This is a genomic window from Streptomyces atroolivaceus (genome assembly GCF_000717025.1).
GTDB lineage: Bacteria > Actinomycetota > Actinomycetes > Streptomycetales > Streptomycetaceae > Streptomyces > Streptomyces atroolivaceus.
In genome coordinates, this window is sequence record NZ_JNXG01000008.1 from 141,994 (window position 1) to 165,410 (window position 23,417).

At 71.2% G+C, this 23,417-nt stretch carries 20 protein-coding genes; 11 read left to right on the forward strand and 9 right to left on the reverse strand.

Going from position 1 to position 23,417, the window contains the following annotated elements; translation table 11 throughout:
- Positions 1-23: 23 nt before the first annotated feature.
- A complete protein-coding gene (locus OO67_RS18110) occupies positions 24-890 on the forward strand; it encodes an HAD family hydrolase (protein WP_244300259.1) in 867 nt (288 codons plus the stop codon).
- Positions 891-894: 4 nt separating this feature from the next.
- Here the strand turns inward: OO67_RS18110 and OO67_RS18115 are convergent, their stop codons facing one another.
- Positions 895-1,635, reverse strand: a complete 741-nt coding sequence (locus tag OO67_RS18115) for a FadR/GntR family transcriptional regulator (protein WP_033301564.1) — start codon at positions 1,633-1,635, stop codon at positions 895-897.
- Between the two features lie 243 nt (positions 1,636-1,878).
- On the opposite strand from OO67_RS18115, the gene OO67_RS18120 reads away from it, so the two are divergent.
- From OO67_RS18120 to OO67_RS18145, 6 genes are read left to right on the forward strand one after another with little or no spacing between them, the layout of a single operon-like run.
- Entirely contained in the window at positions 1,879-3,240 is a 1,362-nt protein-coding gene (locus tag OO67_RS18120) for an MFS transporter (protein WP_033301566.1), read from the forward strand.
- The gene (locus tag OO67_RS18125) at positions 3,240-4,976 is read left to right on the forward strand and encodes a dihydroxyacetone kinase family protein (RefSeq protein ID WP_033301569.1); all 1,737 of its coding nucleotides are present in this window, start codon (positions 3,240-3,242) and stop codon (positions 4,974-4,976) included. The genes OO67_RS18120 and OO67_RS18125 overlap by 1 nt, the downstream gene beginning before the upstream one ends.
- Positions 4,976-5,467: a ribose-5-phosphate isomerase gene (locus tag OO67_RS18130; RefSeq protein ID WP_033301570.1), complete on the forward strand. Its 492-nt coding sequence runs from the start codon at positions 4,976-4,978 to the stop codon at positions 5,465-5,467. The genes OO67_RS18125 and OO67_RS18130 overlap by 1 nt, the downstream gene beginning before the upstream one ends.
- Positions 5,467-6,270, forward strand: a complete 804-nt coding sequence (locus tag OO67_RS18135) for a triose-phosphate isomerase family protein (protein WP_033301571.1) — start codon at positions 5,467-5,469, stop codon at positions 6,268-6,270. Before OO67_RS18130 ends, OO67_RS18135 begins: the two co-directional genes overlap by 1 nt.
- The gene (locus OO67_RS18140; RefSeq protein ID WP_033301573.1) at positions 6,255-7,052 is read left to right on the forward strand and encodes a sugar phosphate isomerase/epimerase family protein; all 798 of its coding nucleotides are present in this window, start codon (positions 6,255-6,257) and stop codon (positions 7,050-7,052) included. The genes OO67_RS18135 and OO67_RS18140 overlap by 16 nt, the downstream gene beginning before the upstream one ends.
- Complete coding sequence (locus OO67_RS18145; protein ID WP_033301574.1) at positions 7,052-7,909, forward strand: phosphogluconate dehydrogenase C-terminal domain-containing protein; 858 nt, start codon at positions 7,052-7,054, stop codon at positions 7,907-7,909. The genes OO67_RS18140 and OO67_RS18145 overlap by 1 nt, the downstream gene beginning before the upstream one ends.
- A 233-nt stretch (positions 7,910-8,142) precedes the next feature.
- Here the strand turns inward: OO67_RS18145 and OO67_RS18150 are convergent, their stop codons facing one another.
- Together OO67_RS18150 and OO67_RS18155 are read right to left on the reverse strand one after the other, a co-directional pair.
- Entirely contained in the window at positions 8,143-9,627 is a 1,485-nt protein-coding gene (locus OO67_RS18150; RefSeq protein ID WP_033301578.1) for a peptidoglycan D,D-transpeptidase FtsI family protein, read from the reverse strand.
- A 135-nt stretch (positions 9,628-9,762) separates the two neighbouring features.
- Positions 9,763-10,608 carry an LLM class F420-dependent oxidoreductase gene (locus OO67_RS18155; protein WP_033301579.1) on the reverse strand — a complete coding sequence of 282 codons (846 nt, stop codon included), beginning with the start codon at positions 10,606-10,608 and terminating at the stop codon, positions 9,763-9,765.
- Between the two features lie 180 nt (positions 10,609-10,788).
- Here OO67_RS18155 and OO67_RS18160 point away from each other — a divergent pair, with 180 nt between their 5' ends.
- Positions 10,789-11,520 (forward strand): siderophore-interacting protein, encoded by a 732-nt coding sequence (locus tag OO67_RS18160; protein WP_033301580.1) that lies wholly within the window; start codon positions 10,789-10,791, stop codon positions 11,518-11,520.
- Positions 11,521-11,596: 76 nt separating this feature from the next.
- Here OO67_RS18160 and OO67_RS18165 read toward each other — a convergent pair whose 3' ends face one another.
- From OO67_RS18165 to OO67_RS18175, 3 genes are all read right to left on the reverse strand, one after another.
- Positions 11,597-13,165, reverse strand: coding sequence for an APC family permease (locus tag OO67_RS18165; RefSeq protein ID WP_033301581.1), 1,569 nt, complete (start codon positions 13,163-13,165; stop codon positions 11,597-11,599).
- A gap of 335 nt (positions 13,166-13,500) precedes the next feature.
- Positions 13,501-15,411: an AMP-dependent synthetase/ligase gene (locus OO67_RS18170; protein ID WP_033301583.1), complete on the reverse strand. Its 1,911-nt coding sequence runs from the start codon at positions 15,409-15,411 to the stop codon at positions 13,501-13,503.
- 258 nt (positions 15,412-15,669) lie between these two features.
- Positions 15,670-16,947 carry an acetyl-CoA C-acetyltransferase gene (locus OO67_RS18175; RefSeq protein ID WP_033301585.1) on the reverse strand — a complete coding sequence of 426 codons (1,278 nt, stop codon included), beginning with the start codon at positions 16,945-16,947 and terminating at the stop codon, positions 15,670-15,672.
- Positions 16,948-17,021: 74 nt separating this feature from the next.
- Here OO67_RS18175 and OO67_RS18180 point away from each other — a divergent pair, with 74 nt between their 5' ends.
- Positions 17,022-18,344: a 3-oxoacyl-ACP reductase gene (locus tag OO67_RS18180; RefSeq protein WP_033301588.1), complete on the forward strand. Its 1,323-nt coding sequence runs from the start codon at positions 17,022-17,024 to the stop codon at positions 18,342-18,344.
- A gap of 3 nt (positions 18,345-18,347) precedes the next feature.
- Positions 18,348-19,187: a MaoC family dehydratase gene (locus OO67_RS18185; RefSeq protein ID WP_033301590.1), complete on the forward strand. Its 840-nt coding sequence runs from the start codon at positions 18,348-18,350 to the stop codon at positions 19,185-19,187.
- 5 nt (positions 19,188-19,192) lie between these two features.
- On the opposite strand, the gene OO67_RS18190 is transcribed toward OO67_RS18185, so the two are convergent.
- Positions 19,193-19,837 (reverse strand): TetR/AcrR family transcriptional regulator, encoded by a 645-nt coding sequence (locus OO67_RS18190; protein ID WP_078598061.1) that lies wholly within the window; start codon positions 19,835-19,837, stop codon positions 19,193-19,195.
- A 211-nt stretch (positions 19,838-20,048) separates the two neighbouring features.
- Between OO67_RS18190 and OO67_RS18195 the strand changes: the two genes are divergently transcribed.
- Positions 20,049-21,239 (forward strand): alpha/beta hydrolase family protein, encoded by a 1,191-nt coding sequence (locus OO67_RS18195; RefSeq protein ID WP_033301595.1) that lies wholly within the window; start codon positions 20,049-20,051, stop codon positions 21,237-21,239.
- A gap of 62 nt (positions 21,240-21,301) precedes the next feature.
- On the opposite strand, the gene OO67_RS18200 is transcribed toward OO67_RS18195, so the two are convergent.
- Together OO67_RS18200 and OO67_RS18205 are read right to left on the reverse strand one after the other, a co-directional pair.
- Entirely contained in the window at positions 21,302-22,669 is a 1,368-nt protein-coding gene (locus OO67_RS18200; protein WP_033301598.1) for a dicarboxylate/amino acid:cation symporter, read from the reverse strand.
- Positions 22,670-23,062: 393 nt separating this feature from the next.
- Positions 23,063-23,359, reverse strand: coding sequence for a DUF4229 domain-containing protein (locus OO67_RS18205; protein WP_033301601.1), 297 nt, complete (start codon positions 23,357-23,359; stop codon positions 23,063-23,065).
- Positions 23,360-23,417: the final 58 nt, after the last annotated feature.

Sequence of the window (23,417 nt, forward strand, 5' to 3'; positions counted from 1 at the left end):
TGCCCCATAGGCTCGGACGGGTGATGGAAACGATCGTCTTCGACATCGGAGAAACCCTCGTCCGCGACGACCGCCACTGGGCCTCGTGGGCCGACTGGCTCGGAGTCCCGCCGCACACCGTCAGCGCGCTGGTCGGCGCCGCCGTCACGCAGGGCCGCGACTGCGCCGACGCCCTGCGCATCCTGCGGCCCGGCATGGACCCCGGCGAGGCGTACCACGCCCGTGCGGCGGCCGGACGGGGCGAGCACCTGGACGAGACCGACCTCTACCCCGACGTCCGCCCCGCCCTGGCCGGACTGCGCTCGCTCGGCTTTCGGGTCGTCGTCGCGGGCGACCGGACGGCACGGGCCGGAGAGCTGCTGCGGGCCATGGACCTGCCGGCCGACCTGGTCGTCACCTCGGAGGAGTGGGGCGTCACCAAACCGGACCGGGATTTCTTCACCCGCGTACTGGAGGTGTCGGGCGCCTCACCGGAGGCCACCCTGTACGTGGGCGACCACCCCGCCGACGACCTCTTCCCGGCGAAGTCCTCCGGACTCCGGGCGGCCCACATCCGCCGCGGCCCGTACGGGCATTGGTGGGCGGACCACCCGGACGTCATCGAGACGGCGGACTGGCGCGTCAGCACCCTGACCGAACTTCCGGCGCTGCTCGGCGGAGCCGGGCGGGGGAAGACGCCCGCGGCCCCACGCGAGCAGCATGCCTCTCGCGAGCAGCACTCCCCACGCGAACAGTCCACCCTCCCCGCGCAGTCCACCCTCCCCGCGCAGTCCACCCTGCCCGAGCGGCCCACCCTGCCCGAGGGGTCCGAGCGGTCCGAGCGGCCCACCCTGCCCGAGCGGTCCGAGGGGTCCGAGCGGTCCGCCCCTTCCGATCGGTCGCGGGCCTGAGCCGCTACTCGTCGTCCCCTCGCAGCGAGAGACGCAGCCGGTCGCTCGCCAGCCGCATGTGCTCGGCCATCGCCGCGTCGGCCCCCTCCGGGTCCCCCGCCCGGATCGCGTCGAGCACGGCCCCGTGCTCGTGCAGCGTCCCGCTGACGGTGCCCTCGATGTCTCCCGCCCGCTCCATCCACACCTGGAGCAGCGCCCTGATGGAGTGCAGGATGTCGCTGAGCACCGTGTTGCGGGCGATGTTCGCGGTCTCCAGATGGAAGGCGATATCGGCGTCGATGAACGCCTTGACGTCCGTCCCCGCCTCCCGCATCCGCTCCAGGTGCTTCTCCAGCCGCTCGACGTCCGCCTCCGACGCCCGGTCCGCGGCCAGCCGCGCCGACATGCCCTCCATGAAGGTGCGCACCTCCACCAGGTCCTGGGTGCGGCGCTGACCGAGCATCAGGCCCCAGTTGATGGCACGCGGCAGGAACTCCGAGGTCCCCTCCCGGACGTACGAGCCCGAGCCCGGCCTGATCTCGATGATGCCCAGGACGTCCAGTGCGGAGAGCGCCCCGCGCACGCTGGAGCGCGCGACACCGAGGGCGTCGGCGAGCTGGCGCTCGGCGGGCAGGCGCGTGCCCGGCTTCAGGTTTCCCTCGGACAGATGATCAAGGAGCCGCTTGGCCACCTCACTGACCGAGGACTCCCGTACGACGGGGCGCAGAAGTGACGTGAAATCGGGCGCTTCGGGCTGCGTGGACACGCTGACCAGTACATCAGACGAGGGTGCGGAACCCCGGAGCGGGCGGACGATAACGCGCTCATCGGTCCAGGAGAAGAGCTCAGGGGAGCGACCTACGTCACTTTGGTAAATTGGTGACCAATTTAGGATCCGAAGCTAGCTTGGAGTTGTTCACCGGCCGGAAACACAACCTTCCACGGTTCGCCTTCGCCTGCCGGAGTAGACACAGAACCGGACAAAGCGGTCCGCAAGCGAGGAGTCTCCATGGGCGCCACTGCGCATTCAGCGATCGAGAGATCAGCGATCAAGAAGGTCTCGGTCCGGCTCGTCCCCTTCGTGGCCCTGATGTTCTTCGTGAACTACCTGGACCGGACGGCCGTCTCCTTCGCGGAGCCCAACGGCATGGGGCAGGACCTCGCGCTCACCGCGGCGCAGTTCGGCTTCGCCTCCGGCGTCTTCTTCATCGGCTACATCATTCTCGAAGTGCCCAGCAACATGGCACTGCACAAGTTCGGCGCCCGGCGCTGGCTGGCCAGGATCATGGTGACCTGGGGCGTCGTCGCCCTCCTCTTCACCTGGGTGCAGAACAGCGAGCAGCTCTACACGCTCCGCTTCCTGCTCGGGGTCGCCGAGGCCGGCTTCTTCCCCGGAGCCATCCTCTTCCTCAGCCAGTGGGTGCCCTCCCGGCACCGTACGAAGGTCCTCGGCCTCTTCTACCTGGCTCAGCCGCTGACCACCGTCATAGGCGCCCCGCTGGCCGGCTGGTTCATCAACCAGCACGGGCTCTTCGGCCTCGAGGGCTGGCGCGTGATGTTCCTCGGTGTGGCCGTCCCGGCGATCCTGCTGGGTGTCGTCGCCTGGTTCTACCTGATCGACAAGCCGGCCGACGCGAAGTGGCTGACCCCCGAGGAACGGGACTGGCTGACCAGGGAGCTCGCCGCCGAGAACACCGGCAAGACCGGTGCGGACGAGAAGACCGGCCACGGCAAGGAGGCCCTGAAGGCCGCCTTCACCAACAGCCGTGTCTGGACGCTCGCCCTCATCTACTTCGGCTTTATCTACGGCCTGTACGCCCTCGCCTTCTTCCTGCCGACGATCATCAACGGCTTCCAGGAACAGTTCGGCACGACGTTCAGCGTGATGGACAAGGCCCTCATCACGGCCATCCCGTATCTCCCGGCCGCGATCGTCCTCTACTTCTGGTCGCGCCACGCCACCCGGCACGGCGTCCGCACCTGGCACATCGCCGGCCCGGCCGTCGTCGGAGGGATCTCCATCCCCGTCGCCCTCTACATGGGCTCGCCGGCCGCCACGGTCGCCGTCATCACCATCACCGCCTGTGCGATCTTCGCCGCGCTGCCGGTCTTCTGGTCCATCCCCTCGCAGTTCCTGACCGGCGCGGCAGCCGCGGCCGGTATCGCCCTGATCAACACCGCGGGCAACGTGGCCGGCTTCGCCGCGGGCTACGTGACCGGCTGGCTGAAGGACTTCAGCGGTGCCTACTACCTGCCGCTGTTTCTCGTCGGGGCCTTCATGCTCATGTCCGCCGCGCTGATGCTGTGGCTCGCCAACCGGTCCAGGGGCCGGGACGCGCACCACGGCCGGCCTCTCGCAGAGGTTCGCTGATGACCCGCCTGTCCAACGACCCCGCCGCCTTCGCCGACGAGGCGCTCGAAGGCTTCGCCGCCGCCCACCCCCGCAGGGTCCGCCAGGTACCCGGCGGAGTGGTCCGGGCCACCCGTACCGCCCCCGGCCAGGTCGCCGTGGTGGTCGGCGGCGGCTCCGGCCACTACCCGGCCTTCTCCGGGCTGGTCGGCCAGGGCCTTGCCCACGGCGCGGCGGTCGGCAACGTCTTCGCCTCCCCCTCCGCCCACCAGGTGCGCCAGGTCGCGCGGGCCGCCGAGACCGGCGGCGGTGTCCTCCTCGCCTACGGCAACTACGCGGGCGACGTCCTGCACTTCGGCCAGGCGGCCGAACGGCTGACCGCCGAGGGCATCCCCGCCCGCACGCTCGGCGTCACGGACGACATGTCCAGCGCCTCGCCCGACGAGGCCCACAAGCGCCGCGGGGTGGCCGGGGACCTGGTCGTCTTCAAGACGGCAGCGGCGGCGGCCGAGGCCGGGCAGCCGCTGGACGAGGTGACCAGGATCGCCGAGCTGGCGAACGCCCGTACCCGCTCCTTCGGTGTCGCGTTCTCCGGCTGCACGCTGCCGGGCGCCGACCACCCGCTCTTCACCGTCCCCGAGGGCCGCATGGCCGTGGGCCTCGGGATCCACGGCGAGCCCGGTATGGGCGAGCGGCCCGTGCCGACCGCCGACGAGGCGGCCGAGCTCCTGGTCTCCACGGTCCTCGGCGAGCTGCCCGAAGGGGTGGACTCGCCGCGCGGGCAGCGGGCCGCGGTCATCCTCAACGGCCTCGGCTCGGTGAAGTACGAGGAGTTGTTCGTCGTCTACCGCCGCGTCGCCCAGCTCCTCGCCGAAGCCGGCGTCGAAGCCGTGGACCCCGAGGTCGGCGAACTCGTCACCAGCTTCGACATGGCCGGCGTCTCGCTCACCCTGTGCTGGCTCACCGACGAGCTGGAGCCGCTGTGGACGGCCCCGGCGGACGCACCCGCCTACCGCAAGGGCACCGTCGAGGCCGCGGACCTGTTCGTCCCGGACCCGTCGGCGGAGGCGGCCGAGGACACCGTCCCGCCCGCCACCGACGTCTCCCGCGAGGCCGCCCGCACGGTCCTCGCCGCGCTGCGCGTCCTCAAGGACACCGTCGACGTCCACGCCGGGGAGCTCGGCCGGATCGACGCGGTCGCCGGTGACGGCGACCACGGCATCGGCATGCAGCGCGGCTCCACCGGGGCGTACGAGGCGGCAGCCCGCGCCGAAGCGCTCGGCGCCGGTGCAGAAACGCTTCTGCACCGGGCCGCCGACGCCTGGGCGGACCGGGCCGGCGGCACCTCCGGTGCCCTGTGGGGCGTCATGCTCCGGGCCGTCGGCACCGCGCTCGGCGACACCGAGCGGCCCACGGCCCCCGTGGTCGCCACCGGAGTCGCCCGGGCCGCGGCGGGCGTGATGGAGCTGGGGAAGGCGGAGGTCGGCGACAAGACCATGGTCGACGTCCTCGTCCCCTTCTCCTACGCGCTCACGGCCGCCACCGACGCGGGACAGCCCCTGGCCACCGCCTGGGACACGGCCGCGCACTCCGCGTCCGCCGCAGCCGAGGCCACGGCGGACCTGCTGCCCCGGATGGGCCGCGCCCGCCCGCACGCCGAGAAGAGCCTCGGCACCCCGGACGCCGGAGCCCACTCGCTCGCCCTGATCGTCCGTGCCGTGCACGGAGTGTTCGTACCCACCCTGGAGAACCACTGATGTCCGAGAAGCTCCGCATCGTCGTCGGCTCCGACGACGCCGGCCACACCTACAAGGAAGCCCTCAGGAAGGACCTGGAGGCCAGCGGCCTCGTCGCCACCGTCACCGACGTGGGGGTCGACGCGGACGGGCACACCGCCTACCCGAAGGTCGCCATCGCCGCCGCCGAGATGGTCGCCCGCGGCGAGGCCGACCGTGCCCTGCTGGTCTGCGGCACGGGTCTCGGGGTGGCGATCGCGGCCAACAAGGTCAAGGGGATCAGGGCCGTCACCGCCCACGACTCCTTCTCCGTGGAGCGCGCCGTCCTCTCCAACAACGCCCAGGTCCTCACCTTCGGCCAGCGCGTCGTGGGCATCGAGCTGGCACGCCGGCTCGCCGCCGAGTGGCTGACGTACCGCTTCGACGAGGCGTCGGCGTCCGCCGCCAAGGTCGCGCTGATGGACGACTACGAGAACAAGGACGACGAGACCCAGCAGGAAGCCGCAGCCTGATGTCCGCGCAGAACCCCCGGGGGCCCCAGGTCACGATCGGGGTGAGCCTGAAGATGTACTTCGGCCACCACGAGACCCTCAACTGGGCCCGCAGCATCGCCTCCCTGGCAGCCCGGCACCCGGCCGTCACCGGCGGCACGGCCGAGCTGTTCGTGCTGCCCGCCTTCCCCGCGCTCGTCCCGGTCACCGGCATCCTCGCCGGTACGGAGGTGCGGACCGGCGCGCAGGACCTGGCGGCCGAGGACTCCGGTCCGTACACCGGCGAGGTCAGCGGCGCCCACCTGCACGAGATCGGCGCCCGCTACGCCGAGGTCGGCCACGCCGAGCGCCGCCGGCTCTTCGGCGAGGGCGACACGGTCGTCGCCGCCAAGACGGCCGCCGCCCTGCGCAACGGACTGACCCCGGTGCTCTGCGTCGGCGAGCTCGGCCAGGTGGCCCCCGCCGAGGCGGCCGCCCGCACGGTCGCCGAGGCGGAACGCGTCCTGGCCACGGCGGCCCATGAGGGCCCCCTCGGCCCGGTCGTCCTCGCGTACGAACCGCAGTGGGCCATCGGCGCCCCCCGGCCCGCCTCCCCGGAGCACATCCGTACGGTCTGCGAGGCCCTCACGGCCTGGCTCACCACGCAGCCGCCCCTGGCCGGCAGCCGCGTGATCTACGGCGGCAGCGCGGGCCCCGGGCTCCTGACCGAGCTGGGCACAGGCGTCGACGGACTGTTCCTCGGCCGCTTCGCCCACGACCCGGCAGCGGTGGAACGCATCCTCGACGAGACCCTGGAAGGAGCCCGACCGTGTCCTACGGCCTGAGCACCTACGCCTTCTTCTGGCGCATCTCGGCCAGGGCCCCGCGCCCCCTCACCCTCGACGAGATGCTCGCCCACACCCGGGAGACGGGCGGCGACGTCTTCCAGATCTGCGACTACCCGCTGATCGAGACGTACGACGACGGGCAGCTCGACGCCCTGCGCGCGACCGCGGCCGACCACGGCATCACGCTGGAGCTGGGCACCAGGGGCGTGGGGACGGAGCACCTCGCCACCTACCTCCGCATCGCACGGCGGCTGGGCGTCACCCTGGTCCGCTCGATGCTGAACACCGCCGGCCACCGGCCGGCCGTCGCGGAGGCCACCGCCCTCCTGCGCGAAACCGTCCCCGCATACGCGGCGGCAGGCGTCACGCTCGGTCTGGAGACCTACGAACAGGTCTCCACCGACGACCTGTTGTCCGTCGTACGCGGTGTGGACAGCCCGCACCTCGGCGTCGTCCTCGACCCGGGCAACAGCGTCGCCCGGCTGGAGCGCCCGGCCGACGTCGTCGAGGCCACCGCCCCCTACGTGGTGAACATCCACGTCAAGGACTTCTCGTTCTCCCGCCGTGACGGCTGGGTCGGCTTCACCTTCGCCGGCTGCCTTCTCGGCGAAGGCCTCCTCGACTACGACGACATGATCCGCAAGGTCGGTCCCGACGAGCGTGGCATCAACCAGATCGTGGAGCACTGGCTCCCCTGGCAGGGCGATTTCGGGGAAACCGCCCGCCTGGAGGACCAGTGGACCCGGCACAGCATCAACACCCTTCTGAGGAGCAAGTAATGGCCACCGGATCCAAGACCGTCGCCGTCATCGGGGCAGCAGGCAAGATGGGTCGGCGCGTCTCCGACAACCTGGTCAAGAGCGACTTCCGGGTGCTCTTCAGCGAGGCGTCCCCCAAGGGACAGGAGCTGATCCGCGGCCTCGGCCGCGAGCTGACCGAGTCCGCCGACGCCGCCGCCCGGGCCGACGTGGTCATCCTCGCCGTCCCCGACGTCGTCCTCGGCAAGGTCTCCGAGGAGCTGGTGCCGCTGATGAGGCCGGGCACCGTCGTCCTCACCCTCGACCCCGCCGCCGCCTACGCCGGCCTGCTCTTCTCCCGGGACGACATCCACTACACCTGCGCCCACCCCTGCCACCCGTCCGTCTTCCTGGAGCGCACCACCAAGGAGGAGTGGCAGGACACCTTCGGCGGCATCGCCGCTCCGCAGGAGGTCGTCGCGGCGTACGAGGGCGGCGACGCCGCCAAGCAGGAGCTGGCCGAGTCGGTCATCCGCGTGATGTACGCGCCCGTGATCGACGTCCACTGGGTCACGGTCAAGCAGCTCGCGGTCCTGGAGCCGACCCTCGTCGAGACGATCGCCTGCATGGTGGGCGCCCTGCTGACCGAGGCCCTCCACGAGACCGTCCACACCGTGGGCGTCCCGGAGAAGGCGGCGCGCGCCATGCTGCTCGGCCACACGCAGGTCGCGCTGGCCAACACCCTCAAGGGCTCGAACCCGTTCTCCGACGCGTGCCTGATCGCGATGGACTACGGGCGCGAGTCGATCGTCCGCGACGACTGGAAGAACGTCTTCGAGGACGACGAGCTCGACAAGGTCATCACACGGATGCTCAAGATCAAGGAGATCAGGCGCTGACCCGGTCCTGACCACCGGTACACCGCTCGGTACTCCCGCGAAACGGGCCGGGCCCTCCATCAGGGGTGGAGGGCCCGGCTCTTCGCGTGACCGCCCGCGCGGTCAGCGCTCCCGCCGGCCACGACGACCGGCGGACCACCGGCCACCGCGCCGGAACACCCCACCGCCGTACGACGTGAACGCCCGCCCGGCGGTCGCCGGGCGGGCGTTCACGGAAGACGGAAGAGGGAGGTCTACTTCCCCAGCGCCGCCTTCATCACACTGCGGGCGATCGGGGCGCCCAGGCGGCCACCCGAGATGTCGGAGCGGGAGATGTCCATCGCCGTCGGGTCGATGAAGACCGCCACCGCGACCGCACGGCCGTCGGGGTTCTTGCCGTACGAGACGAACCAGCCGTACGGCACCTCCTTGCTGACGTCGTCACCCCGCTGTGCCGTACCCGTCTTGCCGCCCACGGTCACCCCGTCGATCAGGGCGCGCTGGGCGCTGCCCTCCTTGGCGGTGAACTCCATCATCTCCTGGACCTTCTTCGCCGTCTCCTCGGAGACCGCCTCGCTCTTCACCTGCGGGCTGTTCTCCTCCAGGACGGACAGATCCGGCCCCAGCAGCTTCTCGACGATGTACGGCTGCATCACCTTGCCGTTGTTGGCGAGGGCCGCCGTCACCATGGCCATCTGCATCGGGGTGCTCGTGAGGCTGCCCTGGCCCATGCCGGTGAGGGCGGTGCCCGGCTTGTCGAGCTCCGAGGGGTAGAGGCTCTTCGTGGCGAGCATGTCGCCGAACTCCTCTGAGTAGACGTCCTTGTTGAAGCCGAACTTCTCGGCCGTCTCGCGCATCCCCTCCTCGCCCACCTTGAGGGCGGCGTCCAGGAAGACGTTGTTGCAGGAGTACTGCATGGCCGTCTTCATCGACGCCTTGTTGCACGTCGCGTCGCCGGCCTCACTGCTGATCTTGCTCGACGACAGGGGCAGCGGATACGGCGACACGGCGTCGGTCGGGGCGTTGACGTCCGTGACGACGCCGTGCTCCAGGGCTGCGGCGGCCGTCAGGATCTTGAAGGTGGAGCCGGGCGGGAAGGTCTCGCGCAGCGGACGGTTGGCGAGCGGCTTGCCCTTGTCGTCGACCAGCGCCTGGAACTTGTCGCCCTCCTTGAAGGAGTTGCCGGCGAAGACCGAGGGGTCGTACGAGGGCGTCGAGACCAGGGCGAGGACCTTGCCGGTGGCCGGGTCGAGTGCGACGACCGCACCCCGGGCGTCGAGGTCGGTCAGGCCCTTGTAGGCCGCTTCCTGGGCCTTGGGGTCGATGGTCGTGACCACGTCGCCGCCGCGCCGGGGCTCACCGGTGAGGATGTCCTTGGCGTGCCGGAAGGCGAACCGCTCGTCCTCGCCGCTGAGGATGGTGTCGTACGTGTTCTCCAGGAGGGACATGCCCTGCGCCTGGGAGGCGTAGCCGGTGACGGGGGCGTACATGGCGCCCTGCTTGAACGTGCGCTGGTACTTGAAGTCGGTCCCCTCGACCTCCTTCGACCCCGTGATCGCCTTGCCGCCCACGATGATGTCGCCACGCGGGGTCGCGAACTGGGTGATCTTCACCCGGCGGTTGTGCTCGTGGGTGGCGAGCTCCTGGCTCGTGGCGTACTGGAGCCAGTTGGCCCGTATCAGCAGGGCCAGCATCAGCAGCCCACAGAAGATCGCTATGTGCCGCAACGGCCTGTTCATCGTGCTCCTGCTCCCAGGCAGCCGGGCACACACGCACACGGGCCGCACCATCGATGTCCGGAGGTGATAGATGCGATTTTAGCGTTCATGGTTCCGCCGCCGGATCGCACCGGCGGATTCACGGCCACAGGCTTCTCACAGGTACGCCGCGTAGGCGTCCAGTGCGCGCAGCACCTCGGCCTCACCGGCCGGGGGCAGCTGCAGGACGACCTCGTCGACGCCGAGGTCCGCGTAGTGCGCCAGCTTTCCCGGAGAGGGCCGGACGGCGTAGGGGACCACCTGGAGCTGCTTCGGGTCGCGCCCCGCCTCCTCCCAGGCCGCCCGCAGCTTCGGCACGGACTCCGACAGGCCCCGACCGCCGATCGGCAGCCATCCGTCCGCGTCCCTGGCGATCTGCGCGAACAGCTTCGGTCCGGCCGCCCCGCCGATCAGGGTGCGCGGGCCGCTCACCGGACCACGCGCCTTCTGCACGGGCTTCGGATAGGCATGGCTCGCCCGGACCGAGCCGAACTCTCCCTCGTACGACGTCGGTTCGTCCGCCCACAGGGCCCGCATCAGGGCCAGCCGGTCGCTTCCGAGCGCACGCCGGGTCGACCACTCCACCCCGTGGTCGGCGGCCTCCTCCACGTTCCAGCCGAAGCCGATGCCGAGCGTGAGGCGGCCGCCGGAGAGGTGGTCGAGCGTGGCGGCCTGCTTGGCCAGGTCGATGGGGTCGTGCTGGGCGATCAGCGTGATGCCGGTACCGAGGGACAGCCGCTCGGTGACGGCGGCGGCCTGCCCCAGGGCCACGAAGGGGTCGAGGGTGCGCCCGTACTCGGCCGGCAGCTCGCCGCCCGCCGGGTACGGCGTCTCCCGGCTCACCGGGATGTGGGTGTGCTCGGGCAGGTACAGCCCGGCGAACCCCCGCTGCTCCAGCTCGCGCGCGAGCCGGACAGGGGTGATCGTCCCGTCGGTGAGGAAGATCGTTGTGGCGATCCGCATACGAGGCACCTCCGTCGTCGTCCGTGACGGCTCCAAGGTATGCGGTGGAGTGCGCCGGGGGACCCACCGGGGCGGCGCCCGTCGTTCCGTCGCGGCGGCAACTCCCGCCTCGCCACCCCCGGAACGGGAAACTTAGGCTAGCCTAAGTCACTTGTCGCCGGTCGTCGCGGGAGGGTTGTCATGGGCCATGGCTGGGAGGGCGTCGTCCTCAAGCTCCTCCGTGGGCGGGACTTCACGTTCACCGTCACCGGAGCGGAACAGGTCACCGAGGACTTCCGGCGGGTGACGGTGACCGACGGCGGACTGCTCGCGGCGACGGGCGGCGCGCACCCGACCATGTGGGTCAGACTCTGGTTCGAGCGGGACGGCAAGCCGCACCAGCGCGGCTACACCCTCGTCGACCCCGACCCCGCCACCGGGACGTTCACCCTGGAATTCGCCCTCCACGACGGGACCGCGAGCGACTGGGCCCGTGCCGCGCGGCCCGGCGACACGATGGACGCGACACTCCAGGGCACCCGTTTCACACTGCCTGATCCACGGCCGGAACGGCTCTTCCTGGTCGGGGACGCCGCGTCGCTCCCCGCCGTCAACTCGCTGCTGGACGCGCTACCCGGCACCCCCGCGACGATCTGGTGCGAGACCGTCCACGCCTCGGACGAGAAGCTGCCGTTCCGCCTGGACGCGGCCCACCACACCCTGCACACCGTCCCGCGCCGCGACGCGGGGGCGCACCTGGTCTCCGAGGTGAAGGCGGCCCTGCCCGGCCTGCTCGGCGACGACCCCTCGGACGCGTACGTGTGGATCGCCTGCGACACGGTGACGACCCGCGCCCTGGCCTCCTACGTCCGCAAGGAGCTGGCCGTCCCAAAGGACCGGGTCGAAGCGCTGGGTTACTGGCGCGCCGACTGACCGTCAGCCGTCCGCCGCTCGGCCGTCCACCGCTCGGCCGTCCGCCCTCAGCCGTCCGCCGCTCAGTCGTCCGCCCTCAGTCGTTCACCACGAACGCCGGGGTCTCCTTCGTCAGCACCTCGCCCCGGAAGAACGCCGGGCTGCGGCGCCGCACGGTCTCCATCAGCACCACGCCGAGCAGCAGCAGCCCGACACCGATGACGAAGACGGAACCGACGCCGAGGACGGACGACCCGGAGCCGTACGCCGGGTCCCACATGTCGTACAGGGTCTTGCCGAAGACCGCCGTGAGCAGGATGCCGCCGACGACGGGGAACAGCCCCTTGAAGACGAGGTCGCGGGAGGACCGGGTGAGGTCGGCGCGGAAGTACCAGGCGCAGGCGAAGGCCGTCAGCGCGTAGTAGAAGCAGATCATCAGGCCGAGCGCGTAGATCGTGTCGACCAGGACGTGTTCGCTGACCAGGGTCATCACCGTGTAGAACACACCGGTCGCGACGCCCGCCACGACCGTGGCCCGCCCCGGGGTCCTGAAGCGCGGGTGGACCTTGGCGTAGGAGGCGGGAAGCGCCTCGTACGACGCCATCGCCAGGACCGTGCGCGCCACCGGGATGAAGGTGGTCTGCAGGCTCGCGGCGGCCGACGCCAGCACCGCCAGGAAGAGCAGGACACCGAGGCCGGGGCCCATGACCGGGCCGGCCAGGGCGGCGAAGACGTTGTCCGAGGTGTCCGGGTTCGCGAGGCCGAGCCCCGAGGCGCCCGTACCGACGGCCATCTGGGCGGCGATGCCGGTGGCGAGGTAGGAGCCGACCAGGACGACCATCGCGATGAGGGCGGCGCGCCCGGGCGTCTTCGCGGCCCCGGTGGTCTCCTCGTTGGCTGTGAGACAGGTGTCCCAGCCCCAGAACATGAAGATCGAGAGGGAGAGCCCCGCCGTGAAGGCGGCGAAGGACTGGACGGCGAACGGGTTCAGCCAGGACCAGGAGAAGTCCGCCGAGGTCACGGCGAAGTCACCGCTGCCCGCCTTCCGCAGGGCCATCGCCACGAACAACGCGAGGACCACGAGCTGGAGGGCGACGAGGGTGTACTGGAGGCCTTTGGTGGCCGTCATCCCCCGGTAGCTGATCGCCGTCGCCACGGCGATCAGGAGGAGGCACGTGAGGATGTGGACCGGCTTGCTGTCGTCGAGGGCGGCGACCGATTCGCTGCCGGAGACCTCCCCGGCCAGCAGCCAGAAGTAGGAGGTGGCCACACCCGCCAGGTTCGACAGGACGATGATCGTGGCGATCACGAGCCCCCAGCCGCACATCCACCCCAGGCGGGGCCCGAAGGCCTTGACCGTCCAGGTGAACGAGGTGCCGCAGTCCGGCACGGCCTTGTTGAGCTCCCGGTAGGCGAAGGCGACCAGCAGCATCGGCAGGAACCCGGCCAGGAACACTGCGGGCATCTGCACGCCGACCTCGCCGGCGGTGGAGCCGAGGGTGGAGGTCAGGCAGTACACCGGGGCGACGGTGGAGATGCCGAGGACGGCGCTTCCCGTCAGACCTACGGAGTTGCCGCCGAGACCCTTCTCGCGTACGCCACCGTCGGCCGGGGCGCTTCCCCGTACCGTGTCTCCGGCCTGGGGCCGCGCGTCCAGCTCAGTCATGGAGAGGACGCTATGCGCTGCGATTTCCATATCCGGAGAGCGAGACTCCGATGTCTCACCCTTGACTCATCGCACCCGAACGGCACTTGAAGCAACGTATCCAAGGCTTCGTGCGAGCGTGTCCTTTCATTCAATGCCCTGGACGAGGACACACTCTCGTGCGGGAATCGCACCCCTGTCCGTTTTGGTCTGATTCAAAATTTGTCCGTCGCGCGCCTGCCGGACATCCGCCGGAGGACTCCGCCGTGGGCACGGCTGTCCTGCCCGGGCCGTACGGGCAGGACGGCCCCACCCGCCGGCGGGAGCCGCAACCCCGTCCGCGAAGCGGCCCTCGGCTACTGCTTGCGGTACAGCTCCTCGATCTCCGCGTCGAAGTCCCGCAGGATCGCGTCCCGCTTCAGCTTCAGCGACGGGGTGAGGTGGCCGTTCTCCTCGGTGAAGTCCGTCGGGAGCACCGTGAACTTGCGGATGGACTCGGCGCGCGACACGAGCCGGTTGGCCTCGTCGACCGCACGCTGCAGCGCGCTGAGCAGTTCCTCGTCCTTGACGAGCTCGCGCAGGGGGACGCCTTCCTTCTTCCGCATCCGGCGCCAGTGGGCGAGACCGTCCGCCTCCAGGGTGATCAGGGCGCTGATGAACGACCGGTTGTCCCCCACCACCATGCACTGGCTGACCAGCGGATGGGCGCGCAGCCAGTCCTCCAGCGGAGCCGGGGTGACGTTCTTGCCGCCGGACGTGATGATGATGTCCTTCTTGCGTCCGGTGATCGTGAGGTAGCCGTCCTCGTCCAGAGCCCCGAGGTCACCCGTGGGGAACCAGTCGTCCTCCGTGTACGGCGTCGCCCCGCCGCGCTCGGCGTCCCAGTAGCCCCGGAAGACCTGGCCACCGCTGAGCAGGACCTCTCCGTCGTCCGCGATCCGCACGGCCGTGCCCGGCATGGGCCAGCCGACCGTGCCCAGGCGGGGCTTGAGGGGTGGGGTGACCGTGGCGGCGGCGGTGGTCTCGGTCAGGCCGTAGCCCTCGAATATCTGCATGCCCGCCCCCGCGTAGAAAGAGGCGAGCCTGCGCCCCAGGGGCGAGCCGCCGCAGATCGCGTACCGGACGTGGCCGCCCAGCGCGGCTCGGATGCGCCGGTAGACCAGCGGGTCGTAGAGGGCACGCGCGGCGCGGAGCCCGAGGCCGGGGCCGGGACCCGTGCCGTGTTCCGCCGCCTCGACCGCCTCGCCGTAACGCCGCGCGATTCGGGCCGCACGGTCGAAGGAGGAGGCGCGGCCCATCTTCTCGGCGGTGGCCCGGCCGGTGTTGTAGACCTTCTCCAGGACGTAGGGGATGGCCAGGAGGAACGACGGCTTGAAGCCGGCCAGGTCCGCGAGCAGGTCGTCGGTCTGGATGGACGGCGCGTGCCCGAGCCGGACCCGGGCGCGCAGGCAGCCGATCGCCACCATCCGGCCGAAGACATGGGAGAGGGGCAGGAACAGCAGGGTGGAGGCGGGGTACTTGGAAACCGACTTGAAGACCGGGTGGAGCAGTTCGATGGCGTTGTCCACCTCGGCGAAGAAGTTGCCGTGGGTCAGGACGCAGCCCTTGGGGCGGCCCGTGGTGCCCGAGGTGTAGATGAGCGTGGCGGGGCTGTCCGGTTCCAGAGCGGCGCGACGTGCGGCGACGGCCGCGTCGGGCACGTCCTTGCCGAGCGTCTTCAGCCGGTCTGTCGCACCCGTGTCGAACTGCCAGAGATGGGTGAGGTCCCCGAGCTGCTGCCGCTCCTGGCTGATCAGCCGGCCCTGCTCCGTCGTCTCCACCGCACAGGCGACGGCTCCGGAGTCCTGGAGGATCCAGCGCGTCTGGAAGGCGGACGAGGTGGGGTAGACGGGCACGGTGACCAGACCGGCGGCCCAGGACGCGAAGTCGAGCAGCGTCCACTCGTAGGTCGTACGGGCCATGATCGCGACCCGGTCACCGCTCTGGAGTCCCTCCGCGATCAGGCCCTTGGCGACGGCCAGGACCTCCGCGGCGAACTCCGCCGCGGTCACGTCCTGCCAGCTGCCGTCGGCCTGCTTGCGGCTGAGGACCGCTTCGGACGGGGCCTCCCGCGCGTTGTCGAAGGGGATGTCGGCGAGTGAGCCGCTTCGCACGGTCGGCGCGAGCGGTGGCACGGAGACTTCCCGTACGGTGCCGTCGGCCGCCCTGACCACGGTCGGTTCGACCAGGACGGGGACGGTGGGCGTGGCGGTGGCGGGCGTGGACACGGGCGGCTCCTCGACTCGGGGGCCCGGCGCCGGGCCCGTCCGGGGGCGTGGCGCCGTGGCGGCTGCTGGGTGCGCGGGGTCGTTCACGTGCAGGTGGCGGCGGTGCGGCTCAGGGCGGTTTCCGGTGCGGGCCGGGGACGTTCCAGGATGCAGGGGACCTGTGGAGGCCGGGGCGCTCCGGCATGCACATCCTGTGAGGGTCGGGGATCCCGGTCGCCGGCCCGGTGTGTGGGGCCCGCTCCAGGTCACCGGCCCGGCTCAGGGGCGTTCCAGGATCGCGGTCACCCCCTGCCCGCCCGCGGCGCAGACCGAGATCAGGCCCCGGCCGGGCCCGCCCCGCTCCGCGAGGAGCTCGGCGAGGGTCGCCACGATCCGGGCGCCCGTCGCGGCGAAGGGGTGACCGGTGGCGAGGGACGATCCGGCCACGTTCAGCTTGTCCCTGTCGACGGGGGCGAGCCCCTGCTTCTCCCAGGACGCCAGGGTGGCGAGCACCTGGGAGGCGAAGGCCTCGTGGATCTCGAAGAGGTCGAAGTCCCCGACGGTGAGCCCCGCACGTTCCAGCAGGCGCGGAACGGCGTAGGCGGGCGCCATCAGCAGCCCGTCCTCCCCGTTCACGTAGTCCACGGCGGCCGTCTCGTACAGCGACAGGTACGCCAGCGGTTCCAGGCCGTGCGCCTCGGCCCACTCCTCGCTCGCCAGCAGTACGGTGGCCGCACCGTCGGTGAGCGGGGTCGAGTTGCCCGCGGTCATCGTCGCGTCGGGGTGGTCCGCGCCGAACACCGGCTTGAGCGTGGCGAGTTTCTCCACCGTGGATCCGGGGCGCAGGTTCTGGTCGCGGTCCAGTCCGAGGTACGGGACGACGAGGTCGTCCAGCAGGCCGCGTTCGTACGCCGCGGCGAGCCGCTGGTGGCTGGTGGCCGCCAGCAGGTCCTGGTCCTCGCGGGTCACCCCCCACTTCCGGGCGGTGACCGCCGCGTGCTCGCCCATCGAGAGGCCGGTGCGGGGCTCGGCGTTGCGCGGGATGTCCGGGACGAGATGGCCGGGACGGACGGCGGCCAGCGCCTTGATCCGGGCCCCCGCCGACCTGGCGCGGCGCGCCTCCAGCAGGATTCTGCGCAACCGGTCGTTGACCCCGAGGGGCGCGTCGCTCGTGGTGTCCGCCCCGCCCGCGATCGCCGAGTCGACCGCACCGAGCGCGATCTTGTTGGCAGCTGCGATCACGGCCTGCAGACCGGTGCCGCAGGCCTGCTGGATGTCGTACGCGGGAGTGCGCGGGTCCAGGGCCGAGCCCAGGACGGTCTCGCGGGCCAGGTTGAAGTCCCGGCTGTGCTTGAGGACCGCGCCGGCGACGAACTCGCCGACCTGCCGGCCTCGCAGGCCGAATCGCTCGACGAGCCCGTCCAGCGCGGCGGTCAGCATGTCCTGGTTCGACGCCCGTGCGTACGGGCCGTCGGAGCGGGCGAAGGGAATACGACTGCCACCGATGACCGCGACCCGGCGCGGCTGCGGAAGTGCGAGGGGAATCAACTCGACCAACTCATCTCGACAACTCCTGACCCTTGAGTAACCTTACTCCGGAGTAAATCTACGACCGAGCAGGAGTCCAGACAATGGCCGACCGCTATCTGCACTTCACCGGCACCGCCCCCGGCCGATTCCTGACCCGCGGACTCGGCCTGCCGCAGCCCGCCCCCCTGCGCCGCTGGACGCTGGAAACCCCCTCCCTCGACGGGCCGTTGCTCCACCTCACCGCAGGCAGCTCCGCACACTCCGGCACGCTCGGCCCGGTACTCGCCACATCCGGCCTGAAGGTCACCGACAGCGCCGAACGCCCGGCCGCCGTCGTCCTGGACGCCACCGGAGTCACCACGGCCGCCGGACTCGCCGGCGTACACGCCGCTCTCCACCCCGTCGTACGGTCCCTGGCCGGCGGCGGCCGCGTCGTCGTCCTCGGCACCACGCCGTCCCCCGACGACCATCACCAGGCGGCTGCCCAGCAGGCACTCGAAGGGTTCGTACGCTCACTCGGCAAGGAGATCGGCCGGGGCACCACCGCGCAGTTGCTGCGGCTCGCCCCCGGGGCGACCGCGGCCTCCGCCGAGTCCACGCTCCGCTTCCTGCTCTCCCCCCGCTCCGCGTACGTCAGCGGCCAGGTCGTCGAACTCACCGCCGACGCACCCGGCGAGGTGGCCGACTGGGCGGCGCCGCTGTACGGGCGCACCGCTGTGGTCACCGGCGCCGCACGCGGCATCGGCGCCTCCGTCGCCTCGGTGCTCGCCAGGGACGGCGCCCGGGTGATCTGCCTGGACGTGCCACAGGCCCGGGAGGAGCTCGTCCGTACCGCCGACCGCCTCGGCGCGGAGGCCCTGCCGCTGGACATCACCGCGCCCGACGCCGCCGACCTGATCGCCGCGGCCGTCCCCGACGGCCTGGACGTCCTCGTCCACAACGCGGGCATCACCCGGGACCGCCGGCTCGCCAACATGCCGGCCGACCGCTGGGCCTCGGTCATCGACGTCAACCTCGACAGCGTCCTGCGCACCACGGACGCCCTCATCGAGTCGGGCACCGTGCGCCGTGGCGGCCGGATCGTGGCCACCGCCTCCATCGCCGGCATCGCGGGCAACAACGGCCAGACCAACTACGCGGCCAGCAAGGCGGGCATCATCGGCCTGGTCCGCTCCCTGGCCCCGCGGGCGGCCGCCGAGCACGGCATCACGGTCAACGCCGTCGCGCCCGGTTTCATCGAGACGAGGATGACGGCCGCGGTGCCCCTCCTCATCCGTGAGGCCGGGCGGCGGATGAACTCCCTGTCCCAGGGCGGCCTCCCCGTCGACGTCGCCGAGACGACCGCCTGGTTCGCCCAGCCCGCCTCCGGCGCGGTCAACGGCCAGGTCGTGCGGGTCTGCGGCCAGAGCCTGCTGGGAGCGTGATCCATGACCGCCCTGAGCCTCTCCCTCGTCCGCGGAGCCGTCACCTCACCGTTCAAGCGCGCCGGACGCCCCGGCGCCACGCTGCCCGCCCGCCGCGCGGTGGTCCCGCCCGGCCGCATCCCTCCCGGCCCCCTCGCCGCCTACAGCAGGATCTGCGGCTTCGCCGAATCGGGCCCGGTGCCGCTCACCTACCCGCATGTGCTGGGCTTCCCGCCGGCCATGCGGCTGATGACGGGCCGCGACTTCCCGCTGCCGGTACTCGGACTGGTCCACACCTGGATCGAGATCACCGGGCACCGGGCGCTGCACCCGACCGACGAGCTCGAACTCACTGTGTACGCACACTCGCTGACGCCTCACCGGCGAGGCACCGAGGTCACGATGGTCACCGAGGCGCGGCTCGGGGGCGAACTCGTCTGGGAGTCACGCAGCGGTTACCTGTCACGGCACGCGACCGGGGCGGCGGCGCCGTCCGACCCGTCCCCCGAGGCACCCCCGGAGCTGCCCGCCGTGGCGGAGTGGCGGTTGCCCGCCGGCCTGGGACGGCGGTACGGAGCCGCTTCGGGCGACCGGAATCCCATCCACCTCCACCCCGTGACGGCACGCCTCTTCGGCTTCCCCCGGCCCATCGCGCACGGCATGTGGACCGTCGCCCGCTGCCTGGCGGAGGCCGGGACCGGGAGCGGAGTGGGCGAACCGGGCCGGATCCGGACCGTCCGTGCGGACTTCAGGGCGCCGGTCCTGCTTCCCTCCACCGTCACGTACGCCGCCGCCGGCGCCGCCTTCCAGGTGCGCGGCGGCGGCCGGGTCCACCTCACCGGCAGCGTGTCCCGGGAAGGCTGAGCCGCTCAGTCCCCCCGGGACTGCCAGCCGCGCCCGTGCATGAGGTTCTCCAGGCCCGCCCACGAGAAGTTCATCAGGGTGGTGGCGGCCTCCTTGGCCGAGACGCCGGGAGTGACGTTCGCCCACCCGGCGAGCGCCTCCGCCGCCCCCACCAGCGCCTGCGCGAGCCCCGCCACATCCCGGTCGGGCAGCGCGGGATCACTGTGCGCCTCACGCGCCGCCGCGCCGATCAGACCGGTCACGAACGCAACGATCTCCTTGCGCAGCGCCCCCACCTCGCTGACGAACGGCTCCCCGTGCGAGCTCGCCTGCTGGTGCAGCACCGCCCAGCCGTCCGGGTTGTCCGCGGTGTGCGTGAAGAACGCCCGCAGCCCCGACCACAGTTGCCCGTCGGCCGGAATCCCTGGCTCCACCCCTGCCTGCACGGCCTCCACCAGCGCTTTCGCCTCACGGCGGATGCACGCGGTGAAGAGCTCCTCCTTGGAGTTCAGGTACAGGTAGACCAGGGGCTTGGACACACCGGCCAGTTCCGCGATCTCGTCCATCGAGGCGGCCCGGTAACCCCGCTGAGCGAACGTCCGCACGGCCGCGTCCATCATCTGCTGCTCACGCACCGCGCGCGGCATCCGTTTGCTCTTCACTGCACTCACGTCAGACATCCCTCCCGCCCCCGCTGCGCTACTCCCCGGTAAGAGTACGGCGCGGCCCTGTCAGCCGTCGTACGGAAGGGAGGCTGCCCGGCCACGATGGCCGGTAGTCACCCACCAGCCCCTGGGTGGACCGCGTACAACCCAGGTCGCACACCGGATCACACCCTGGGGCCGATTCGTTCACCCCGGGCCGCCGCCTAGTGTCCCTGACATGACGAACAGACTCCGCAGACGGACGGCAGTCGCCGCCCTCGCCGCCATGGCCCTGCTCGCCACGCCCGCCGTCACAGCCCAGGCCTTATCCGGCCCCGCGCCCGCCCCGGCCGCCGCCACCACGCTCGAACTGCCCCGTCCGACCGGCCCGTACGCCGTGGGCGTCGACGTCCTCCACCTCACCGACCACGACCGCACCGACCCCTGGGTCCCCGGATCCGGGGACCGCGAACTGATGGTGTCGGTCCACCACCCGGCCAGGGCCGACAGCGGGAGCCACACGCCGTACATGGGCATCGAGGAAGCCGAGGCCGTCCTTGCCGGCCGCGGACTGGGGGACGACGCCCCGGCCGCGCTCAGTTCCCTCGGTACCCATGCACGCACCGGTGCGGACACCGCCCGGGGCCGGTTCCCCCTGGTGCTGCTCTCCCCCGGCTTCGGTCACCCCCGGGCGTTCCTGACCTCCCTCGCGGAGGACCTGGCGAGCCGCGGCTACGTCGTGGCGAGCGTCGACCACGCCTACGAATCCCACGGGGCGGCCTTCCCCGGCGGGCAGGTTCTCCCCTGCGCGGCCTGTGACGCGGTCGACGCCGCGCCCGACGAGGCGGCCGAACGGAAAGTGCTGAACACCGTCTCCACCGGACGGGCCGCCGACCTCTCCTTCGTACTCGACCGGCTGACCGGCCCCCGGCCCTCCTGGGACGACGCCCGCATGATCGACCGCCGCCGGGTCGCCGCCGTCGGCCACTCCATCGGCGGCAGCGGCGCGGCCTCCGCGATGCTCGCCGATGCCCGCGTCGACGCCGGGGTGAACATGGACGGCACCTTCTTCGAGCAGATCCCCCGGTCCGGCCTGGACGAGCGCCCCTTCATGATGCTGGGCACCACGTTCCACTCCCCAGGCGGCGAGGACGAATCCTGGGACCAGGGCTGGCAGCGGCTCGACGGCTGGAAGCGCTGGATCGGCGTCGAGGGCTCCGGCCACTCCAGCTTCACGGACGTGCCCGTCCTGGAGGACCGGATGGGAGTGACGCTGGACCCCACGGTCACGCTCACCACCGACCGGCAGGTCACGATCACCCGCGACTACGTCGGCGCCTTCCTCGACCAGCACCTGCGCGGCCGGCACCAGCCCCTGCTGGACGGCCCCACACCGGGCAACCCCGAGGTCGTCTTCCAGCGGCCCTGACACCCCGGACACACGGCGGCGCCCCCGGACACGGAGTCCGGGGGCGCCTGTGCACAGCAGGGTCACGCCGAGACGGGAACGCCCTTCGTCTCCACGTCACGCGCCTCGGTCCCGGCCTCGCGCTCCTCGACCGGGGAGGCCGACGCCGAGTTGTAGGCGTCGTGGTCGAGGATCTTCTCGCGCGCGGAGACGATCACGGGCACCAGGGCCTGGCCCGCCACGTTCGTGGCGGTGCGCATCATGTCCAGGATCGGGTCGATGGCCAGCAGCAGGCCCACGCCCTCCAGCGGGAGACCCAGGGTCGACAGGGTGAGGGTCAGCATGACCGTGGCGCCGGTGAGGCCGGCGGTGGCCGCCGAGCCGATCACCGAGACGAACGCGATCAGGATGTAGTCACCGATGCCCAGCTGCACGTCGAAGATCTGCGCGATGAAGATCGCCGCCAGCGCCGGGTAGATCGCGGCGCAGCCGTCCATCTTCGTCGTGGCGCCGAACGGCACGGCGAAGCTCGCGTAGTTCTTCGGGACGCCGAGGCGCTCGGTGACCTGCTGGGTGACCGGCATCGTGCCGACCGAGGAGCGGGAGACGAAGGCCAGCTGGATCGCGGGCCAGGCGCCCTTGAAGAACTGCAGCGGGCTGACCTTGGCGACCGTGGCGAGCAGCAGCGGGTAGACGCCGAACATCACGATGGCGCAGCCGATGTAGACGTCGGCGGTGAACGTGGCGTACTTGCCGATCAGGTCCCAGCCGTACGTCGCGATCGCGTAGCCGATGAGGCCGACGGTGCCGATGGGGGCGAGGCGGATGACCCACCACAGGGCCTTCTGGAGGAGTTCCAGGATCGACTCGCTGAGGGCGAGGATCGGCTTGGCCCTCTCGCCGAGCTTGAGCGCGGCGATGCCGGCGACGGCCGCCATGAAGACGATCTGCAGGACGTTCAGCTCGGTGAACGGCGTGATGACGTCGGTGGGGACGATGCCGGTGAGGAAGTCGATCCACGAGCCGGAGTTCTCGGGCTTGGCGCCGTCCTTCGGCGTGAGACCGGTGCCCGCACCAGGGTTGGTGAGGAGGCCGATCGCGAGGCCGATGGCGACGGCGATCAGCGAGGTGATCATGAACCAGAGCAGCGTGCGGGTGGCCAGCCTGGCGGCGTTGTTGACCTTGCGCAGGTTGGTGATCGACACCAGGATCGCGAAGAAGACGAGCGGCGCGACGGCCAGCTTCAGCAGCTGGACGAAGATGCCGCCGACCTTGTCGAGGGTGGTGACGAGCCAGCTGACGTCCTGGCTGCGGGCGAGCCAGCCGAGCAGGACGCCGAGGACGAGACCGGCGACTATCTGCATCCAGAACGGGATGCTGGGCAGGCGGAAGCCGGAACCGGACGGCTTACCGGCTTCGGTCTCGGCGGTGGGCGCGGTATTCGCGGACACGGACACACTCCAGATGGGACGCATCGGGACGTACGAGGACAGACGTACGGTCGTGCGGTCGAACAGGGGGACGGGGGTGCGGCGCCCGCGTCAGGGGCGGCGCCGCTGCATGATGCCGGTTCAGACGTTGCGGCAACAGACCGCGGACATACAGCGGCAGAGATCGACGTGCAGGCGCACCACGAGCGGGACGCCCAAGGCGTGGCGGGTACGCGCTGCTGTCATCATGTCGAATACGTTAACACTGCAACTTTGAGAACCTCAAAGGTCTACTTCTTGATCATTTTTGTCGGCGCCGTGCCGGACACGCCGAAACCCCGGCACGGGAGCGGTTGCTCCGGTACCGGGGTTGCGTCAGTCGGGGGTGCGGGTGTGAGGAACCTTACGCGGCACCTACCGGGCGGCACTGTCCTCGCGGGTGCGGTTCGCCTCGAGCCTGGCCTTGGTCCGGTCGACCGACGAGATGATCTGCTCGGACATCTCGTCGCGCTGCTTGCGCAGCAGGATGAAGCTGAGGGGCGCGGAGAGCAGCAGGCCGAGGAGGATGACCCAGACGACGTTGGAGCCGCCGACGCCTGCGGGGAGCACGCCGAAGTGGACCGCCACACCGGCGACGAAGAAGCAGCCGACGAAGATCAGCAGGCGCATGGCGGTGTACCGGATCGTTGCGCTCGTCCTGGCAGCGGACACGGCTGGCCTTCTCTCTACGTCCGACGTTCCTGCGGTCGTGCAGTGTGGAATCCTGCCC

Bases quoted from the DNA above. Each gene is read 5' to 3' on its own strand.
- OO67_RS18110 (WP_244300259.1), top strand. From the start codon at position 24: ATGGAAACGATCGTCTTCGACATCGGAGAAACCCTCGTCCGCGACGAC.
- OO67_RS18120 (WP_033301566.1), top strand. From the start codon at position 1,879: ATGGGCGCCACTGCGCATTCAGCGATCGAGAGATCAGCGATCAAGAAG.
- OO67_RS18125 (WP_033301569.1), top strand. From the start codon at position 3,240: ATGACCCGCCTGTCCAACGACCCCGCCGCCTTCGCCGACGAGGCGCTC.
- OO67_RS18130 (WP_033301570.1), top strand. From the start codon at position 4,976: ATGTCCGAGAAGCTCCGCATCGTCGTCGGCTCCGACGACGCCGGCCAC.
- OO67_RS18135 (WP_033301571.1), top strand. From the start codon at position 5,467: ATGTCCGCGCAGAACCCCCGGGGGCCCCAGGTCACGATCGGGGTGAGC.
- OO67_RS18145 (WP_033301574.1), top strand. From the start codon at position 7,052: ATGGCCACCGGATCCAAGACCGTCGCCGTCATCGGGGCAGCAGGCAAG.
- OO67_RS18150 (WP_033301578.1), bottom strand. From the start codon at position 9,627: ATGAACAGGCCGTTGCGGCACATAGCGATCTTCTGTGGGCTGCTGATG.
- OO67_RS18155 (WP_033301579.1), bottom strand. From the start codon at position 10,608: ATGCGGATCGCCACAACGATCTTCCTCACCGACGGGACGATCACCCCT.
- OO67_RS18160 (WP_033301580.1), top strand. From the start codon at position 10,789: ATGGGCCATGGCTGGGAGGGCGTCGTCCTCAAGCTCCTCCGTGGGCGG.
- OO67_RS18165 (WP_033301581.1), bottom strand. From the start codon at position 13,165: ATGACTGAGCTGGACGCGCGGCCCCAGGCCGGAGACACGGTACGGGGA.
- OO67_RS18180 (WP_033301588.1), top strand. From the start codon at position 17,022: ATGGCCGACCGCTATCTGCACTTCACCGGCACCGCCCCCGGCCGATTC.
- OO67_RS18185 (WP_033301590.1), top strand. From the start codon at position 18,348: ATGACCGCCCTGAGCCTCTCCCTCGTCCGCGGAGCCGTCACCTCACCG.
- OO67_RS18195 (WP_033301595.1), top strand. From the start codon at position 20,049: ATGACGAACAGACTCCGCAGACGGACGGCAGTCGCCGCCCTCGCCGCC.